Raw genomic sequence first — 19,021 nt, 5'->3', positions numbered from 1 at the left:
GGGTTGGTCAACTATAGTTCGTGGGTATCACTACTTCGGGTCACTGACGAGGGCGACTTTCCCCGCGGCGTGTGCCACGCCGCGACGGTGCGCCGGCGCTATTGGAGGCGCCCATCAGTGAGGAAGCGACCCGGGAACGGATCGACAGATGAATAAGAAAGTCCTGACCGTTGCCATGGCGTACATTGCGATCGCCGTGGGTGCAGGCTTTGCCTCCGGGCAGGAAGTGCTTCAATACTTCGTCGGTTTTGGTCCGTGGGGCCTGGTCGGCGCATTGGCCGCTGCCATCGTGTTTTCATTCGCAGGTTTCGTGATTGTCCAGCTCGGCTCCTATTTCCTGGCCAGCGATCACAAAGTCGTGTTCGGCGGGGTGGCGCACCCGGTTCTGGCATTCCTGTTCGACGTCACGGTCACTGTCACAGCTTTTTCAATTGGTTTCATCATGATTGCCGGCGGAGGAACGAACCTGAATCAGCAGTTCGGCCTGCCGACATGGGTTGGCTCAGCGATCGTGATCGTGGTTGTTCTGACCATGGGGTTTCTGGATGTCAGCAGGGTTACGCGCATCATCGGCGCGCTCACACCGGTGCTGATCATCTGCGTCCTGGTGGTGACCATCTACGCGCTGACACACATCGACGCCACCTGGAGTGACATCCACGCTTCAACGCAGCTGGTTGACACCACCATTGCGCACTGGTCATTGTCGTCACTGAATTACGTGGCAATGAACCTATGCGTGGTGGCGTCAATGGCGATCGTCATCGGTGGCGATATTTCCGATCCGAAAGTGGCTGGCTTTGGCGGCCTTCTCGGCGGCGTGTTCTTCGGAGTCCTCCTGCTGGCGATTACGGTGTCGCTGTATGTGCACGTGCCGACCGTGTACCGCGATGACATGCCGATGCTGACGTTGGCCGCCAGCGCGGCACCGTGGGCGGGGCACGTGATGGCACTGGTTGTTTTCGGCATGATCCTGAACTCTGCGATCGGCATGTTCTACGCGCTGGCTTCACGCTTCTCCACAGGAAGCACCGGCCGTTTTCGCCTGGTGCTGGTGACGCTGGTTGTGGCCGGCACCGTCCTGTCGGCTTTCGGCTTCAAGAACCTGGTGACCTGGCTGTTCCCCGTCATTGGTTATGCCGGCTTCATCCTGATGGGCGTGCTGGGCTACTCGTGGATTCGCACGCGCCGCATAATTAACGAGGAAACTGATCGACGAGGGCGAATCACGCGTCTGCTCAGACGCAAACTACGCACGGATCGTGTGTTTTCCAGGCGCGACCAGGCGCGCCTGGACCGTGAGGTGAGCGCCTCACCCATTGAGGACGCTCAGCTAATGGAGTCCATCGGGTCAGAAACGTGTGCCGACCTTGATGCGCATGGTATTGCTCACGACAATCTTGACGGTGAATCAGTGTTGCAGAACCAGGCCGAACCTGGTCCCCCTACCGGCGAGGTGTCGGCGAAATAAGCGACGTCAAGCCACAGCTATCTGCTGAATTACACTGATGTAGTTTTCCCCATGTGTGGATAAGCGTGTGGATTAAGTGACAGCAGTGGAGGTGGAAGCCACCCTCGTCAATAGCGGCGAACACAAGGAAGAATCGCCGAACTGGCCGATCGCTGCCGCTGGCGCCCGGCATAAAAGTCGCATGTGAACGAGCAAAGCAGGTTAAAGTATCAAAGGAAATGTTCGCGTCGAAAGCCGTTCATGAATAAAAAAGTCTTGACTGTTGCCCTTGCCTTCATCGGCATCACCGTTGGTGCAGGTTTTGCCTCAGGCCAGGAAGTTCTGCAGTATTTCTCCGGATTTGGGGTGTGGGGCATCGTCGGCGCCGTCATCACCGGTGCGGTGTTCTCATTCGCAGGTCTGGTGGTCGTTCAGCTCGGATCATACTTTCTGGCCAGCGACCACAACGTGGTATTCGGCGGGGTGGCACATCCATTCCTTGCCCGCCTGTTCGACATCATCATCACGTTTACGCTCTTTAGCCTGGGTTTCGTCATGATTGCGGGTGGCGGCTCGAATCTCGAACAGCAGTTTGGACTGCCGACATGGGTGGGTTCCGCGATCATCACGGTGCTGGTCATGCTGGTGGGAATGCTGGATGTGGACAAGGTTACGAAGATCATCGGCATGATTACGCCCGTGCTGATCCTGTGCGTCCTCATCGTGGTGATCTGGTCATTCACGCACATTGATGCGGCGTGGGAGGATATCCACGAGTCTGCGCAGCTGGTGGACACGGCCCTTCCGGCGTGGCATATTTCGACCCTGAACTACGTGGGCGTGTGTCTGTCCACCGTTGTGTCGATGGCGATCGTCATGGGCGGTGACATCACGGATCTGAAGGTTGCCGGGCGCGGGGGAATGATCGGCGGCATCGTCTACGGCGTACTGCTCACACTGGTCGCCGGCGCGTTGCTGACGCAAATGACGACCGTGTATGACCAGGACATGCCGATGCTGGCACTGGTCAACCACATCCATCCGTGGTTTGGCTTTGCGATGGCAATCGTGACGTTCCTGATGATTTTCAACACCGCGATTGCCATGTTCTACGCGTTGGCCAAGCGTTTCTCGCACGGTGGCGACATGCGGTTCCGCGTCATCTTGCTGGCGCTGACAGTGGCAGGGTTCGGGCTGTCATTCCTCGGGTTCAAAGAGCTGGTCAACAAGCTCTTCCCGATCTTGGGGTACTGCGGCATCGTGCTGATGGTGGTGCTGTTTTACTCGTGGATCAAGACTCGCCAGGACATCATCGACGAGTCGGAGCGACGCGGCCGCATTCTCAAGTTGATACGTCGCCGTCTGCGCCTCGATCGCGGTTTTTCCCGCAAACACGCCAGGCAGCTGCGCCACGAAGTCGAGGACTCCGATGTTGAAAACGTCGAACTGGTCGACGCGATGGGGGCCGTCGCCGCGGAGGAACTTGAAGAAGAAGGCATCGACCACGACGATTGGGAGCCGATAGCCGACCGTCAGGAAAACCAGGCTGCCACAGAAGCCGGCGAGCAGGTCTCAGCTGACAAGCACTGAGTCATACTCCGCGCGCCCTGCGCTTCGTCAGTCGCAGGCAGTAATGCGGTACAGTTTCGCCGTGCCGCCAGTGTCGACCAGCTCGAAGCCGTGGGATGTGTCCACGTTGTAGAACCCTGGCATTCGCGAGGAGCGTGCGAAGTTGTAGTACTGGCCATCTTCGTCCTCAAAGAAGTGCGTGATTCCAAGGTCACGAACCACTTGGCACACTTCGGGATTGGTGTGGATCTCATTAAAGGATCGGCGCAGGATATCTTGCGAAACCGTGTCCTTGTTAACCGTCGACAGTTGCCTGAACACGACCTGACGCTGTCCGATCGACAGCGAGTAGGCCTCGCCGGCGATGGGATCTCCGACGATCAACGCATCTTCTGGCACCGTCTGAGGCATGCGCCGGAACATGTTCAGCTCCGCGTTCGTTGACATTCCGGGTTTGCCTAGGTGATCTGCGTCGTACACGTATCGCACCGCCCACAGCCGAGCATCCATCGCGCCGCCCAGTGACATGGCAACGATCCACACGCCGAGCAGTGCGCCGACCCGCCACAGTGACGATTGCGCATGATGCTCGTCAGCGGCGCGCACCCTGTGCGAGCGCACCCAGTTCACGAGCTGCTCGAAACCGAACGCGATCAGAGGAATCATCGTGAGGTTCTGTACCCCCATGATGCGACGAGCATCCATGTACCACGGTGCCAGCAGGTAGGTGCGTCCGGGAAAATCTGGCGCATACGCCATGAAAGTCAGTGCCGCGAACAGCAGGAAAGAGACAATGAGCCAGGTTGTCGGACGCGGCCCATACGATTCGCGCACGCGTTGGCGCGTTGCGATCCACAGGTCGGCTCGTTCGCTCACGGTCATGGAGGCCGTCGACGAGGGCGGCTCCGTCGAATCCTGCAGCATTGCCGAGGGCTGCTCTGCCGCATCGTGAGAATCTGCTGTCTGGCAGTGGAGCGCTGCATCGGTTTGCGCTGCCTCGTCGGAGGGGGCCGCTGCGCCGGAAGGCACTGCTGCCTCGGGCTGCACCACTGACGGCCACGGCCAGGTGGGAATGTCGTTCTTGACCACTCGAGACCACACAAATGCGCCGCGGATCAGCGCAATGATGCCAATCAGCATCAGCACCGCGGTGATCGTGATGGTCAAGATCAAGCCGATGGTGCGGGTGAAAGGCGGATAAGGGGTCAGGAAGGTCGAGAAAGCCTGCTCGTAAGAAATGCCCCGCCTCGGGTAATCCCCCATCGCCTGCACGCGATCCATACCCAGCATCCACAGCGGCGCGCACACCGCCACCACGCACACCACCCCTGTTGCCGCAGCCACGCCGTAGTGACCGATCCACGCGGAGCGCCTGACGAGGATGAACATGGACGCAATGATCGGTGGAATCAGCAGCACAGCCAGTGAAAACGCGGCCGTGGGGTGGGCGAGCACCATGCCGACGAAGCCCAGGGCAATCAGCCCTCCCAGCGGAAGATGTGCAAACGCGCCAGCCAACCCACGATCGGTCGATCGCGCCAACCGCCTGCCCCAGACCAGGCTCATTGCAGCAATTCCCGGCAGAAGGATGACTCCCAACGCGTTGGGCCACTGGTTGTACATGGTCAGGGCGTCAGCCGGCATGGAGAGCATGCAGCCCGCAGCAACGGGTGCCACGACAACGGCAACCCGTGAAGTGGTGACGACAGCAGTGAACGCTGTGCCACCGATCGCCCACAGCGCCATCAGTGCCAGCGAGGCCGCGTTCGACGTTTGAATCACGGTTTCGGGCGTGGCGAACAGCGCCGTGAACGCATGCCAGGCGTTCGGGTAGAAAACTTCACGTCCACCGTACAGAGGTGCCAACCCTCCGAAAGGATCCGCACGTGAGGTCTCCAGAATCGACCACACACCATTGACGTGGAAAACAGAGTCCCACTGTTGCACGGGATCACGCGGATTGGCCGCGATCAGCATGGGCAGTGCGGCCAGCACCCAGCCGACAAACACCATGAACCAGATTGCGCCGCGCGCTCTGCGCGACAGAATGCGGTAGGCGTGCGAGGCCGGCGCATCTGCCCGCAGTGGTGGCCGCGCCACCAGGCTGTCTCCAAGCAGTTCGCCATGTTCAGGGTTTGCGCGCCGACGCAGCACATAAACCGCAGCTCCGGCGCAGGTCAGCAATGCCAGGACCGGCATAACGGTAGCGCGGGTATACGGAACTCCCAGCGCATGCCAGATCATCGACAGGATCGACACGGTTCCGACAGTGAGTGCCGGTCCGGCTGCAGCAGCCACCACCGATGAACGGATCTGTGTGCGCACCCAGAAATAGCCGGGAAGGATTGCGATGACAACCATCGCGATCACCAGTGGCATCAGCCCCAACCATGCAACCCAGTTCATGAATCAGCTTTCTGTGGCGCGATCGGTGCCGGTCGGGTCACCCTCGTCAATTGCGATGCTGCCGGCCCGCCGAAATGCCTCAGGCTTCGGGTCGACAGCTTCGGGACCAGAGCTGACTGACCCGGACCTGCGATCAGCAGCCTCGGAGTCGGCATCGACTGCATCCGACACCTGCGCGGATGCTTCGGCTGCTTCAGCGCGACCTTTGCGAGACTGACGGACACGCTGAATGGCGAACTCGGCGATCATGGGGATGACCGAGACCACGACGATCAGGATGATAATGACTGACAAATTATCGTGAACGAATTGGATACCGCCCAGCGCGGAGCCGGCCCATGTGATGCCCACGCCCCAGGCCAGAGCGCCCAGCGAGTTATAGATGACGAACTTGCCGTACGGGTAGCGCGCGATACCGGCGGCAAGCGGAATGAATGTGCGCACAAACGGGATGAAACGCCCGATCACCAGCGAGCGCCCGCCATACTTCACGAAGTAGCGTTCAGCCTGGTGCAAATGCTCGGTCTTCAAAATCCGCGCATTGTCGGAAAAGAGACGCCGCCCGAATCGATGCCCCAGCCAATAGCCGATCTGTGCGCCGATAAACGCAGCGACGAACGTCAGTGCAATCAAGGTCGGCAGGTGCAGCCCCAGGCGCTCATGAAGCAGACCGGCCGTGAACAGCAGGGAGTCGCCAGGCAGCACCGGAAACAGAATGCCCGATTCGATCAGGACGATCAGCAGCGTGCCCCACAGCACCCACGGACCCATCGCGAGCAGCAAGGATTCGGGATCGTGGAACCAACCGATGACGGTTGTCAACCACGATTGATCGGTTGGCATCACGGTTACAGCCAGCACAAGTTCCCTTTCATTAGCGGGGCATAACACCTCAAAACGGTGCACGCACTACCCTATATGTGTTACTGCACGAATAGGCGTTGCGCCATTAGGATAGATCGTATGACTTTGAAGGGCGCGGATTCGACGGCACCCCAGTCGACGACATCCGATTGGGTCGAACCTGGCTCAGCCACACCCACATCCGCATCGCCCTCCGCGACGTCAGGCCCGTCGACGCCCACACCGCACGGATCCACCACGAACGCTTCTGCCAAGACTGACACTGAGCCGCCCGGCTCAAACCCCGACGCGTCCATCGATGACCTGTCGATCGACCAGCTCGCCGCCACTCAACGCGCGACCGCTCCCCTTCCGCGCCTGTCGCGGCCCGCGTATTTCGCTGACCGTCATGAGGAGCGCACGCGCCGACGTGAGGATCTGACCGACGTTATCCTCGCACTCCTGGGAATCGCACTGGTGTGGGTGTTGGGTATGTACGCCCATTCAACCACGCAAGGGGTCACCGACGATGTGCGCAACGTCTTTGCCGGCGCTCTGCGAGCCATTTTCCTGCTGCCCGTCACGCTGATCGAGGGCCTGATCATTCTGGCCGGCCCTATCGTCATCGTGGGCGCGCTTGCCCGGCGAGGAAGACTCACCACCATCATCGAAACACTCCTGACCGCGGCGATCGCGACGTTCACTGGTTGGGTTCTGATGATAGTGCTCGATCATGTACCTGCCGATTTCACGGCTCCGTTAGGTGCCACCGGCACCTTCGGCGCACACGCCGCCATCAACCTGGTCCTCATGACGCTTGCCGCGTTATTCACCACAGCCGGCGAAACGACGCATATGCGTTCCATCCGCTACGGCTGGCTCGGTCTGGCGGTCGTCGCATTTTTCGGCGTCATTCGCGGCACCATGAGCCTTCCGTCAGCGCTCGTCTCCCTGCTGCTTGGCCGTATGATCGGCTCACTGGCACGATGGGTCCTCGGTTTCGAGGATCAGCGTGCCACTGGAATCGACATTGTCGAAGGCTTGCTGTCGATCGGCATTGTCCCCTCGCGGATCATCCGTTCCGACCTGGAAACGTCAACCTCGCCGCTGGTGACGTGGAAGATTGACGAGGTAGACTCACGGCGCGTCAATCCGGATCGCCATCCAACAGGGGACGGGTCTGCCTCGGTAATCAGTGGGGCCGACATGCAGCCGGGGCGCGATACGGCACTAGTGGGTGCTCGGCCAGGATCGACCGCGGTGCAAGCCGGCAGCGAGACGACCAATGCCGGCACGCCTGAAACTGACGTGACCGATGAGGTGACCACTTCCACTGATGAGGAAGCTGACGTCACTTCCACGCGCCAGGATCTGCACATGTTCACCACCGATGTGGACCTGGTTGAATACACCGTCACGCGTTACCCGCAACGCCCCGACGCCCGCCACTATGCGGTGTGGGATGACCACGGCAGGCTGTGGGAAGTACAGGTGCTTGATCCGGGTCGCGAACTGACAGGCACGCTGATCGACGTATGGAACAATCTGCGTCTGCGCGGGATATCACGATGGGTCTCGCCGTCGCTGAAAGCCAACGCTGAACGCTCCACGCTGACGACGCTGGCTGCGCACAGAGCTGGCGTGCATGTTGCTGAACCACTGGGAATGGCCCAGGTAGGCGATTCAATCCTGGTGGCATCCAAGGCGATCCCGCCGGTGACAACGCTCAAGGATTCGCCTGATCACCTCCTGTCTGACGACGTACTGGATCAGGTGTGGAATCAGTTACTCCTGGCGCATTCCCGGTCGATCACGCACCGCGATCTCACGTTCGACTCGGTGATGCTGGACGCGTCCGGACAGGTATGGCTGCTCGGCTGGGATCAGGGCGAAGTGGCAACGAACGAGCTCAACCGCAGGATCGACATTGCTCAGATGCTGGTGTTGCTGTCGGTGTGCGTGGGTGAAAAACGCGCCCTGGAAAGTGCGGTGCGCGCGGTAGGCATCCGTGAACTCAAGGCCAGCGCGCCGGTGTTGCAAGGCGCGGTGCTGCCCGCGCAGATCAGCCGTGCCGTGCGTAAGAGTGAAACGTTGGCAAATCTGCGAACTGCGATTGTGGGCGATGAGAAGAACGAATCCGCCCAGCTTTTGAAACTTGAACGCTTCGCCCCGAAGACGATTATCACGGTCGCGATCCTCGCGGTGGCCCTCATCGTCGTGCTCGGCTCGATGAACTTCCGCGAAATCGCTGATGCTGTTACGTCTGCCAGCCCGGTGTGGATTCTTATCGCGTTCATCCTGGGTGCGCTCACGTGGTTCGGTGCTGCCGTGCCGTTGGTGGCGTTGTCTACCGAGAAGATCAAACTGTCTGACGCGACCCTGGCACAGATCGCCGCGTCCGTTGTGACGGTCGTGGCTCCTGCCGGTATCGGTCCTGCGGCGCTGAACCTGCGCTTCCTCAATAAACAAAAAGTTGAGACACCGATGGCGATCACCACGGTCACGCTCATGCAGATCTCCCAGTTCCTGACAACTGTCGCATTGCTTCTCATCATCTTGCTGACCGGAGCATCATCCACACCGCTTAACATTTCCCTGCCGACGTCGACGATCGTGCTGATCGTGGTCGCAGTACTGGCGGTGGTGGCCACAGCGCTCGCAGTGCCGAAATTGCGCAGGTGGCTGTGGGCAAAAATCAAGCCGACGTGGAAGCAGATCTACCCGCGTCTGATCTGGATCGTGGGTCAGCCCAAGCGTATCGCCGCCGTCCTGGGTGGAAACATCGTGATGAATATCGGCTTCGTCGGCGCGTTCTGGGCAGCGCTCAAGGCTTTCGGCGGTGAGCTCAACCTGCTGACCCTGGCGGTGACATATCTGGCGTCGAACTCGTTGGGATCAGTGATCCCCTCGCCTGGCGGTATCGGTCCGGTGGAAGCTGCGTTGACCGGCGGACTGCAGGTTGCCGGCATCCCCGTCTCGGTGGCACTGTCCACTGCCGTCCTGTACCGACTGGTGACCTTCTACGGTCGTATCCCCTTCGGATGGGCGGCCCTCAAGATCATGCAGAAGAAGGATCTGCTCTGAATCTTCGGATCGCATCGCGTTGTGCACCGGAGGTGGCTCGACCGACGTGGCCACGTAAAACGCGATAATGTGCGTGTATGGACATTCAGCGTACTTCTTCTGATTCTGAATCACCTGGTCGCGCAGATTCACATTTGACGCGCACCGTGCCCGTCTCCGGCTCACAAGCCTCCTCCACCGGCTCTGCTGGTGCAGACGAGAATTCCGCACCAGCAGGATCAGCTACGCACGGCACTGATGCTCGTGCGGCGCGCTCACAGTCGTCGCGCTCCTCGTCATCCGTCCTGGTCGCCATTGCCGCTGTTTTGGCAGTGGTCCTGGCGTTCGCCGCCGGAGTGTTCGTTGGGCGAAGCACCGCGCCGCAGCCGTCACAGGCACAAAGCGAGGCGTCCTCGCAGACACAGGACGAGGCGGCATCGCAGCAAGGTGAAAACTCTGAATCCGCAACCACTCAACAGCAGCTGGACTACGCTCCCTCGCAGACCAATGAGGAGGCGTTGAAGATTCTGGCCGATGAGCCACGACGCGATCCCAACGACCCGATGGCGCGCGGCGAGGTCGACGCTCCCGTCGTGATGGTCGAGTACTCGGATTACTCGTGCCCCATGTGCGCCAAGTACGCCCAGGAGGTTGAGCCCAAGTTTCAGGAACTGATTGACAATGGGACGCTGCGCATCGAGTACCGCGACATGGTGATCTTCTCCGACAAGGGGTCTGACATCGCTGCCGCCGCTGCGCGGGCAGCCGGCCTGCAGGGCAAGTACGTCGAATTCCACGAAGCGGTTTTCGCTCAGGCTCCCACGCAAGATCATGCGTCCTACACTGAAGAGTCCGTCACGCAGATTGCTGAGCAGGTAGGTGTGGCAGACCTGGATCAATTCCGCGCCGACCTGACGTCCGAGAAGATCAAGGACGCCGTCCAGGCTGATACGCAGCACGGCAAATCAGTGGGGTTGACGGGAACACCCTCGTTCTTCATCAACAACGCGTACCTGACAGGTGTCTACCCTGTTGACTACTTCATCCGCACCATCGAGAATCAGGCTGCTGAAGCCGGCAAGGCGATCGAGCCGGCGGCCGAGAAGTAGGCAGAAGGATTAACCGCCGCGCCCCTGCGCCCACTTTGCCCGACAATAGAGGTAGAAGGTACCAGAGAGTCGAACAGGACTGGCGGGCCGGCCCGTCCGCACCGCTGGGAACTCGAAGCTGCACAGTCCAGACAGTCGCACCGTCAGATAGGAGCTTTTCATGGGACGCATCAATCTTTCACGATGGATCGGTTTGGCCACGGCTGGCGCTACAGCAGCTGGTCTGGTGTTGGTCGTACGCTGGCTCGCCTTCCAGCAATCGCGCTCAAATGCGCGCCAGGACGCCCAGTTCGACGTCAACACCCATGAGAGCGACAAGACGCTGGAGAACGTGTGGGTCGTGTTCAACCCTGCCAAACAGTCCGATACTGAACAGTTCCAGGCCCACGTCGAAGAAGTAGCGCGCTCATGCAACGTCTCCCACATCGAGTGGATTGAGACAAGCGAGGAAGATCCCGGCACCGGGCAGGCCATTGAGGCCCTGACGAAGGGCGCATCACTGGTCATCGCTGCTGGCGGTGATGGGACCGTGCGTGCAGTTGCGGCCAGCCTGGCTCACAGCGGCGTGCCGATGGGAATCATCCCCGCCGGAACCGGCAACCTGCTGGCACGCAACCTGAATATTCCCACCGACGACCTGGATGAAGCCATCCGTATTGCGCTGGGCAGCACCTTTATTCACGGTGACTTGGCGTGGCTGCGGATGGAAGATCCGGACGAGGTTGGCGACCTGACCGCTGAAGGCCAGCTGATCCGCGAAGCACGCGAACGCCTGGATGCGAACGGTGACACCATCGCAGAGGATGATGAATTCGCCTATACGGTCATTGCAGGAATGGGCTTTGATGGCGAGACGATGGCGAACACGGATTCTGGTCTGAAGAAGAAGATCGGGTGGATTGCCTACGTCATTTCCGGTGTGAAGGCGCTGCACGGCAAACGCATGAAGGCGTCACTGAAGTTGAAGGATGCTGTCTCCGCCGACCAGTCGACGGTGGCTCCTGACCTGGCAGAACACCCCGACGCGCAGGCAGACGAGGGTGACCGCCCTGATGTTGAAGAACTGAGCGATGTGCCGGCACGGACCATCATGGTTGCCAACTGTGGTGAGCTGCCCTACCTGGTGCTGGTGCCTGATGCGGATCCGACTGACGGACTCCTCGACGTGGTGGCAGTGGACGTGCGCGCAGGTCTGCTTGGCTGGGCAGACGTTGCGGGGAAGATTCTTGCGCAGGGAGCAGGATGGACACCACTGGATCTGCCTGCTTCGACCGGCCACATGACAGCTCGCCAGTGCCGCGATGTCAAGGTCGACGTCGATCAGCCGTGCATCGTGCAAGTCGACGGGGATCCGGTCGGAACAGCCTCGACGGTACATGTCAGGGTTGACGAGTCTGCCGTCGATATCGCAGTTCCGCGCCAGTAACGCTCAAGGGACTCGCTCTCCGGCAGCCTGCCTGACCGCCGCCTACTGGCGTTCGGACAGCGCAATGTTGGCGGAAATGGCGTGCCCGATCCTCCGCAGCATCGCATCATCAGCCCACTGGCCATCGGGCAGCGTGTTGGGACGTTCTGCGTCCCCAAGCCCCAGCAGTTCCTTCCACATGGGGATCAGTTCGTGGTGGTAGGTGTGCCCGTGCCCACCGGGTGCCCGACCCGCCACCGGCAAATCAGCCAGCACCTGCAGGTATGTCCCGATACGGGTGTACTCCATGGACAGTGACACGTCGCGGCCGGCTTTTTCACGCATCCAGTCCGGCTGGTACCACGCCAGGCGGCCCGTCCACCACACCACCGGGTCGGACGGGTGTTGTGCGTAGATGATGCGCGGGAAGTGCCACGGCCCGAGTTCACGGCCGTATATATCGTGGCGCAGATCCTCCGGACCTGTCGCAAAGCGCACATGCCGCGCATTGTCCACAACAGGTGCCACCTCGGGCGATCCGCGATGCCTCTTTTCTGTCAGCTCCTGATGCATCGGGGTGAACGAGGGCGTCCCCACCCACAGCGCACCGTCCACCTGACGCATCACATCGGCCAGGTCGGTATACACAGCCTGTGAGGCGAATGCGCCGAGCGACTCTCCAGTGATATACAACGCCGGCCGCTGATTAGCAGGCAGACCGTCCACTGCCTTCTTGACTGCCTGGTACAGCATGATCGCGGCTTCGACGCAGTGGTCCAATCCGGTCATCCAATGCAGGGACGAGGGTGCGTAGGAATACTGCATCGATGCTGTGGCGCAGTTGCCGCAGCTCAGGTACTCCAGAGGCTGCACTTCCCACTCGTCAACCCAGCCGGATCCCGTTGACGTATTGACGGCGATGACCGCCCGCTCGAATGCGCCGGTGCGTTCCAATTCGCGCACCACCATGTCAGCTGCGTCAGCGAGGGTCTGCCCGCCTGTCGGCATGCCGGCGTAGACGCGAATAGGTTCGAGGGCCTCGCGCCCGGTCACCTCTTCAATGTCGTGGCGCGAGGGGCCTCGTCCCAAAAACACGCGGCCCTGACCGCCAACGGATGCCCACGACACCAGGGAATGGTGGGATCCGGATCGTTCGGGCACCTCGGGACGAAAGATCCCTTTGGCGGTGCGGTTGTTCATTTCCCATGCCTTTCGGGAAAAGAACGTGACACCTCCAGCGATAATCACTTTTGAGGTCAACAGGATCAGCAGCGCCACAATGATTGCGCATCCCACCGCCAACGCGATCCACACCGGTATCCATCGCGCCAGGAAAGTGACCAGGGTGGCCAGCATCCACAGCAACGCATCCAGTACACCGATGATCACGTGGAAGAGCACAAATGCTCCGACCATTCCCAGCAGGATGGAACTGATTCGCGGACCGGGCATGTCCACCAGTTGCGCAGCTGAGCGGGCGTGGATGAATGACTGAACAACTGATCGGATGAACCAGATCATGAAAATAACGAATGCGGCCCACCGCAACCCGGTTTCGGTGGCAGGCGAGGCACTGATGGTTAAGTCAGTCAGGCGCAAAATTAACGTTCCCGCGCTCTCGATCACCACTCCCACCACGTATCCGAGCGATGCCAGAACGCCGGACACGACGGCTTGCCACCACCAGGATCTGGGCAGCAGGGACGGCGACACGGACACTGCATACATCACCAGCGCGGCGATAATGCCGAGCAGAGATGGACTGTCGAGCACCCGTCACCTCCGTGTTGCATGGAATGTCAGACGTGGGGATACGTTCACGTCCGTGTCCTCTTTATTGTACGAACATCGCACCGCATCACCACGATTCACCTGACGTTGGCGTCACCTTCGACCGCACGTAGTCGGCACACTTATGTGACAGAATCGAATTATGACGCCAGATACATCGAAGACACCCTCGTCCCCCCATCAAACCCTCCCGGAGTTGCCGCCTGCGATGCGCCGCCTGGCTGGCGACGTGCACATCCCTGACCCGATGGATGCTCCCAGTATTCAGTGGGGAATCATTGGTGCCAGCGGCATTGCCCGCACGATGTGTACCGCGATCAATTCGTACACGACTTCACGCGTCGTCGCGGTCGCTGCCCGCGAACCGTCCAGGGCAAAGGCGTTTGCACGTGACAATGACGTCGAGCGGGCTGTGGATTCGTACGAGGAACTCGTGGCGTGCGATGACGTGGACGCGGTGTATGTGTCGACGATCCACCCCTACCATGCACGTTGCGCGCTGATGGCTCTGCGTGCGGGCAAGCCTGTGCTGGTGGAAAAGCCGTTCACGATGACGGCACAGCAGGCACGCGATGTTTTCGATGCGGCTGAACGAGCGCACCTGTTTGCGATGGAGGCTATGTGGATGCGCCACTTGCCTCACCATCACGTTCTTCGCGCCATCCTCGCCGGAGGAGGTCTGGGAGCTGTGCATTCCGTTCACGCTGATCACGGGCAGCGCCTCCTGGATGTTCCGCGCCTCATTCGCCCTGAGCTGGGTGGCGGAGCCGTGCTGGATCTGGGCGTGTATTCCCTGTCTTTTGTCCATCAGGTGCTCGGTGCGCCCGAGGAGCTGTCGGCGCACGGCCGGATGCGTCCTGATCACCTTGACACCGCTGAGGTTGTTACTGTGCGCGCAGGCGATGCGCTGGGTGTGGCTCGCGCCGCGATGGATGCGCGTTCAGCTACAGCGGCCGAAGTGGTCTGTGCAGGTGGGTGCCTGGAGTTGCCTGAGCAGTTCTACCAGCCCGGTATCCTGCAGTTGCGCACGTGGGATGACGAGGGGAACGAAGTCGTGGAACAGTGGGATGCCCGCATTCCCGGCGGCTTCCAGTATGAGGCGGCTGAAGTGGCGCGCTGCCTGGCCCAGGGTCACACCCAAAGCAGTGTGATGCCGTGGCGCACAACGGTGGAGGTCATGGACATGATCGATCAGGTGCGTGCCCAGCTCGACATCCGCCATCCTGGAATTAATGGGTAGGGTTTGCGCTGGTGGCAGCGCGTAAGAATCGCCCCGGCATCACTGTTAAAGCTGCCGGCACACTTTAGTTGAGTCCGTTGCGCGCAATCCACGTCATCGTGACGACAGGGATGGACACCCACTGGTCGCTTTCGTAGCGCAGGTGTTCGTACAGGTACCAGTGCAGGTTGCGTTGCATGCGTTTGCGCATGGCCGTGCTCGCCCGCAGGTACGAGGAGCGGGTGCGTGCCAGTTCCATCACCTGTTCGGGCAGTAAGACGTGCATCCACCTGCAGGTATGCAGCGTCGCCGGTGTGATCGGCGGGTCCCACCTGGGTGGTTTGTCGGGCCGGTGCACGTCGCCCGAACGCATGATCCGTGTCAGGCGGTGCACCCACGGCATCCGCACATCCATCTGGTTGAACACTGCTGCCACCACGCCGCCAGGTCGAACAATTCGCGCCAGCTCGGCGCTCGCCTCATGCGCATCGACCCAGTGCCACGACTGTGCAAATACTGCACCGTCGACACTTCGATCCGGCAATGTGGTCCGCTCCCCGGTTCCATCAATCACGCGGATAAGCCCTGAGTGCGCCTGATGCCATGGTGTTCCATCCGCAGCTGGGTCGCCCTCGTTCATGGCCGAATTGTCGGCGACGTCATGCCCATGAAGAACGCCGGTGAGTTGATCGCGCATTGCCCGGGCCGGTTCAACGGCAACAACATCGACTTCACGCCGTGCCAGTGCGAACGTCATTTTTCCTGTGCCGGCACCGATGTCTGCGATACGCACTGGCGACTCGGTCTGCAGGCCGCTCGCCTCGCAGGCACCGATCAGTGTGTCGACCGCTGCAGCCGGGTATCCGGGGCGGATGTGCCCATACGAGGACGTGGCACGCTCGAAAGGGTTGACGTCGTCAGTTTTGGCAATATGGGAAGTCGGCACTCAGTCAGCCTACTGCATGGGTGATGCGCCGCAGACAGACAGACGAGCCGGCGCTGTACCCAGTGAGGTACCTGCGGCCGGCTCGTCTGTCTTCGTTCCTGTTCAGGTGCCGATTGATTCGAAACAGCCGAAACGGATTGCTGTGGTCAGTGCGATCACCGGGATCACGATGCACAGCACCATGAAGACCATGTCCGCCCAGCTGACTGTGGAGGGGCGCGCCCAAGTGCGCCGCGTATCTGCACCGAATCCTCGTGCTTCCATCGTCACCGACAGTTTGGCGGAGCGGCGCAGCGCAAAGACGAGCAGTGCGAACGCTCCCTGGAAGAACGCGATGAACCTGTTGGCGTCACCGAGGCCGCGCATGCGTCGAGCCTGCATGAGCGCTTTCCAGTCGGCCATCATGAGTCCGGCCATACGGACACCTGCCAGGGATGCCAGGACGGGGCGTGCCGGCAGGTGCAGTATCTGTCCGAGTCCATCTGCCATGTCAGTCGGATCGATGTGAGAGAACACAACGATCGCCGGCATTGCGACGGCGATGATACGAAGGAATATTCCTGCTGCCAACGCGATGGAGCGGTCACTGATCGCCATCGGCCCCCAGTGCCAGTACAGCGTTCCACCCGGGTCGGCGTACAGGAGCATTGACACAGACGCCAGCGGTGCGGCGATGATGACCGGGATCATTCTCACTGCTATCTGTTTCGCACTGATTCCCACCAGTGGGAGCAGCAGCAGTTCACAGATCAGCGCAATGCCTGCACTGACTGTGTCAATGGAAGCGATCAGCGGGGTCGTCATTGCAGCGATTCCCAGCACCTGCGTCACCGGGTTGACCTTCTTGAGCAATGCGCCTCGCTTGTATGCACACGAATGCCCCTCATTGCCGAGGGCGTCCACGCCATCTGTGCTCTCACTACCACCGGCAGATGCCGGATCTGTGCGTGCGTCGGTTCCAACTTCGCTCAGATCAATGACGTTGTCCGCCATTGCTTCAACAAATGAGTGGTCGTGCGTGATCGCCACGAGCGTGGTGCCGGCATCGACCACTGAGCGCAGCAGTGCCACCAGTTCGACCCATGTGGACCGGTCCTGTCCGAAGGTCGGCTCATCGGCGATCACAATGTCCGGCGCGCTGATCAGCGCGGTCGCCACCGACAGGCGGCGTTTTTCTCCACCGGACAGTGTCATGGGATTCGCGCGAGCAAGGTGCTCAAGTTTCAGAGCTTTCAGGAAACGCTTGACCAGTTCGTCGCGCTGATCGTCCTTCAGCTTCGCCAGTGTCGGCCCGAGTTCGAGCTCTTCTTGAACAGTACGGCACACAAACTGGTATTCGGGTTCCTGGAAGACCATGGACAATCGTCCGACCAAGTCTCGCGAGCGCCATTCGTACGGGTCGGCGCATTCCGGGCGGCGTGAAGCTGTCCGTTCGGGAGTCTTACCGGACGCGGACGTCTTATCCGATGCTGCAGGGGGCGTCGGATCGATTCGCACCATGCCGTCAAGCGGCTTGAGCAGGCCGGCCATCGTCAAAGCCAGTGTTGTCTTTCCCAACCCGTTTCCGCCGACAATGCAGGTGCATTTGCCCTGCGGAATACGCATCGAAATGTCGCGCCGAATCGGATGATCCGGGTCGTATCCGATGGCCAGGTCACTGACAGTGATGGCATCCGTGTTGGTGGCGACCGGATCATCCTGGCTGCCACTCACGATGCTGTCAGTATGCTGATTGCGTACGTCACGCCGACTGTCACCGATCACCGCTTCTTCGTCACCAGGCAGCCAGATCCCGCATTCACGCAGGTAATCAGCCTGGTCATGCAGGACTTCCTGCACGGTGCCGTCAGCACCGATTGCGCCGTCGATCACCACGATGACGCGGTCAATCAGCTCCATCCACACGTCAACGCGGTGCTCGATGATGATCGCTGTGGCACCGGTACGTTCCAGTACTGCGCGGGTCGCGTTGCGGACCTGCTGAACGCCCTGCGGATCCAGATTGGCCGTCGGCTCATCCAGGAGCAGCAGGCGCGGATCCATGGCGAGCACGCTTGCCAGTGCAAGACGCTGTTTCTGCCCACCGGATAGTTTTGATGTTGGATAGTCCAACGGAATATCCAGGTTCACAGTGTGCAGCGACTGGTCGACGCGCTGCCAGATTTCATCACGCTCCACCGCCAGGTTCTCGCATCCGAATGCGACGTCGTCACCGGCTCGCGCCAGCACGACCTGTGCTTCCGGGTCCTGCATAACCAGACCGATGGAGCCACGCATTTGTTCCGGGCGAGCTCCGTCGACAGTGAGTGTGCCGCGAGATTCACCCTCGTCGTCACCTCCGAGTACGCCGGCAATACCGCACAGCAGTGTTGACTTGCCGGACCCGGATGCCCCCAGTACGAGGACGTGTTCGCCAGGCCTGATGTCGAGGGTGATCTGATTCAGTGCCCATGCGCGTCTACCGGCGTGCCGCCATCCCCATCTGTCGATGTGAACGGAGGCTCCGATATCCACGCGGGTAGTTGCCTCCGGACTCATACGAGTTCGTGGCGCTCGCGTCCAGCTGCGAAACGGTCAAGCGCGCCGGTCTGAGCCAGTCCGCGCACGATGAACCATCCGAGCAGGCCTGCCAGCAATGCGCCGGAGATCTGCGTGGTGATGAAGTACGTGACGTTGAACAGTGCGCCTTTGGCGTGGTTGTAGGCGATGAATTCCCAGACGAATGCACCCAGAGCTGAACCCATACCGGTCAGAATGCCGATCGGCAATGTGAAGCGGCGGTACAGAACAATCAGGAGGATCAGTTCAGCTCCGAGTCCCTGCACGATGCCTGAATACACCGCGCCGATGCCCCATTGTGATCCCAGAGCTGCGGACATACATGCTGCCAGGAGTTCAACGAACAGTGCGGCACCGGGTTTGCGGATGATGAGGCCACCCAGAACACCGCCAATCAGCCAGATTCCAACGGCGATTCCGCCCAGACCCGGGGTGAGGGCATCCATCGCTTTGGTCCATAAATCACCGGGCTGGTTCCACAGCAGGAAAATGCAGCCGCAGGCTACCGCGAGGATTGCAGCTGTCACAAAATCAACAACGCGCCAGCTCAGGCGCGGCTTCTGGTCAGTCATCGTGTCCTCTTTCTCGTGTATGACCTTGAAGACGCGCACGAGAAGAGAGCCTTCCTTCGCCGGTTTTAACCCGGATCAGGTTCAACGGT

Annotated in this window: 11 protein-coding genes and 1 pseudogene; 6 read left to right on the top strand and 6 right to left on the bottom strand. The window is 60.6% G+C overall.

Annotated features, from left to right (window positions below; all coding sequences use genetic code 11):
- The first annotated feature begins 148 nt into the window (after positions 1–148).
- On the top strand, positions 149–1,471 hold the full coding sequence (locus BN3002_RS09575; RefSeq protein ID WP_058237639.1) for a YkvI family membrane protein: 1,323 nt from the start codon (positions 149–151) through the stop codon (positions 1,469–1,471).
- A gap of 240 nt (positions 1,472–1,711) precedes the next feature.
- Complete coding sequence (locus tag BN3002_RS09570) at positions 1,712–3,040, top strand: YkvI family membrane protein (RefSeq protein ID WP_058237638.1); 1,329 nt, start codon at positions 1,712–1,714, stop codon at positions 3,038–3,040.
- Between the two features lie 27 nt (positions 3,041–3,067).
- On the opposite strand, the gene BN3002_RS09565 is transcribed toward BN3002_RS09570, so the two are convergent.
- On the bottom strand, positions 3,068–5,425 hold the full coding sequence (locus BN3002_RS09565; protein WP_154955729.1) for a DUF6541 family protein: 2,358 nt from the start codon (positions 5,423–5,425) through the stop codon (positions 3,068–3,070).
- A gap of 204 nt (positions 5,426–5,629) precedes the next feature.
- Positions 5,630–6,268: pseudogene (locus BN3002_RS09560) on the bottom strand (DedA family protein); the annotation flags it as partial.
- Between the two features lie 120 nt (positions 6,269–6,388).
- Here BN3002_RS09560 and BN3002_RS09555 point away from each other — a divergent pair.
- From BN3002_RS09555 to BN3002_RS09545, 3 genes are all read left to right on the top strand, one after another.
- The gene (locus tag BN3002_RS09555; protein ID WP_058237636.1) at positions 6,389–9,352 is read left to right on the top strand and encodes a lysylphosphatidylglycerol synthase transmembrane domain-containing protein; all 2,964 of its coding nucleotides are present in this window, start codon (positions 6,389–6,391) and stop codon (positions 9,350–9,352) included.
- 77 nt (positions 9,353–9,429) lie between these two features.
- Positions 9,430–10,440, top strand: coding sequence for a DsbA family protein (locus tag BN3002_RS09550; protein WP_058237635.1), 1,011 nt, complete (start codon positions 9,430–9,432; stop codon positions 10,438–10,440).
- 160 nt (positions 10,441–10,600) lie between these two features.
- A complete protein-coding gene (locus BN3002_RS09545) occupies positions 10,601–11,866 on the top strand; it encodes a diacylglycerol/lipid kinase family protein (protein ID WP_058237634.1) in 1,266 nt (421 codons plus the stop codon).
- A gap of 42 nt (positions 11,867–11,908) precedes the next feature.
- Here BN3002_RS09545 and BN3002_RS09540 read toward each other — a convergent pair whose 3' ends face one another.
- Positions 11,909–13,618 (bottom strand): alpha/beta hydrolase, encoded by a 1,710-nt coding sequence (locus tag BN3002_RS09540; RefSeq protein ID WP_443592064.1) that lies wholly within the window; start codon positions 13,616–13,618, stop codon positions 11,909–11,911.
- Positions 13,619–13,778: 160 nt separating this feature from the next.
- On the opposite strand from BN3002_RS09540, the gene BN3002_RS09535 reads away from it, so the two are divergent.
- The gene (locus tag BN3002_RS09535) at positions 13,779–14,876 is read left to right on the top strand and encodes a Gfo/Idh/MocA family protein (protein WP_082628638.1); all 1,098 of its coding nucleotides are present in this window, start codon (positions 13,779–13,781) and stop codon (positions 14,874–14,876) included.
- Between the two features lie 64 nt (positions 14,877–14,940).
- On the opposite strand, the gene BN3002_RS09530 is transcribed toward BN3002_RS09535, so the two are convergent.
- The 3 genes from BN3002_RS09530 to BN3002_RS09520 form a co-directional block, all read right to left on the bottom strand.
- Positions 14,941–15,801 (bottom strand): class I SAM-dependent methyltransferase, encoded by an 861-nt coding sequence (locus BN3002_RS09530; protein ID WP_082628637.1) that lies wholly within the window; start codon positions 15,799–15,801, stop codon positions 14,941–14,943.
- Between the two features lie 102 nt (positions 15,802–15,903).
- Positions 15,904–18,339: an ATP-binding cassette domain-containing protein gene (locus tag BN3002_RS09525; protein WP_058237632.1), complete on the bottom strand. Its 2,436-nt coding sequence runs from the start codon at positions 18,337–18,339 to the stop codon at positions 15,904–15,906.
- Positions 18,336–18,932 (bottom strand): ECF transporter S component, encoded by a 597-nt coding sequence (locus BN3002_RS09520; protein ID WP_058237943.1) that lies wholly within the window; start codon positions 18,930–18,932, stop codon positions 18,336–18,338. The genes BN3002_RS09525 and BN3002_RS09520 overlap by 4 nt, the downstream gene beginning before the upstream one ends.
- Positions 18,933–19,021: the final 89 nt, after the last annotated feature.

Origin of the sequence: Actinomyces ihuae, assembly GCF_001457875.1 — a bacterium.
GTDB classification, from domain to species: Bacteria; Actinomycetota; Actinomycetes; order Actinomycetales; family Actinomycetaceae; genus Pauljensenia; species Pauljensenia radingae_A.
This window is presented reverse-complemented; position numbering and strand designations above follow the sequence as displayed.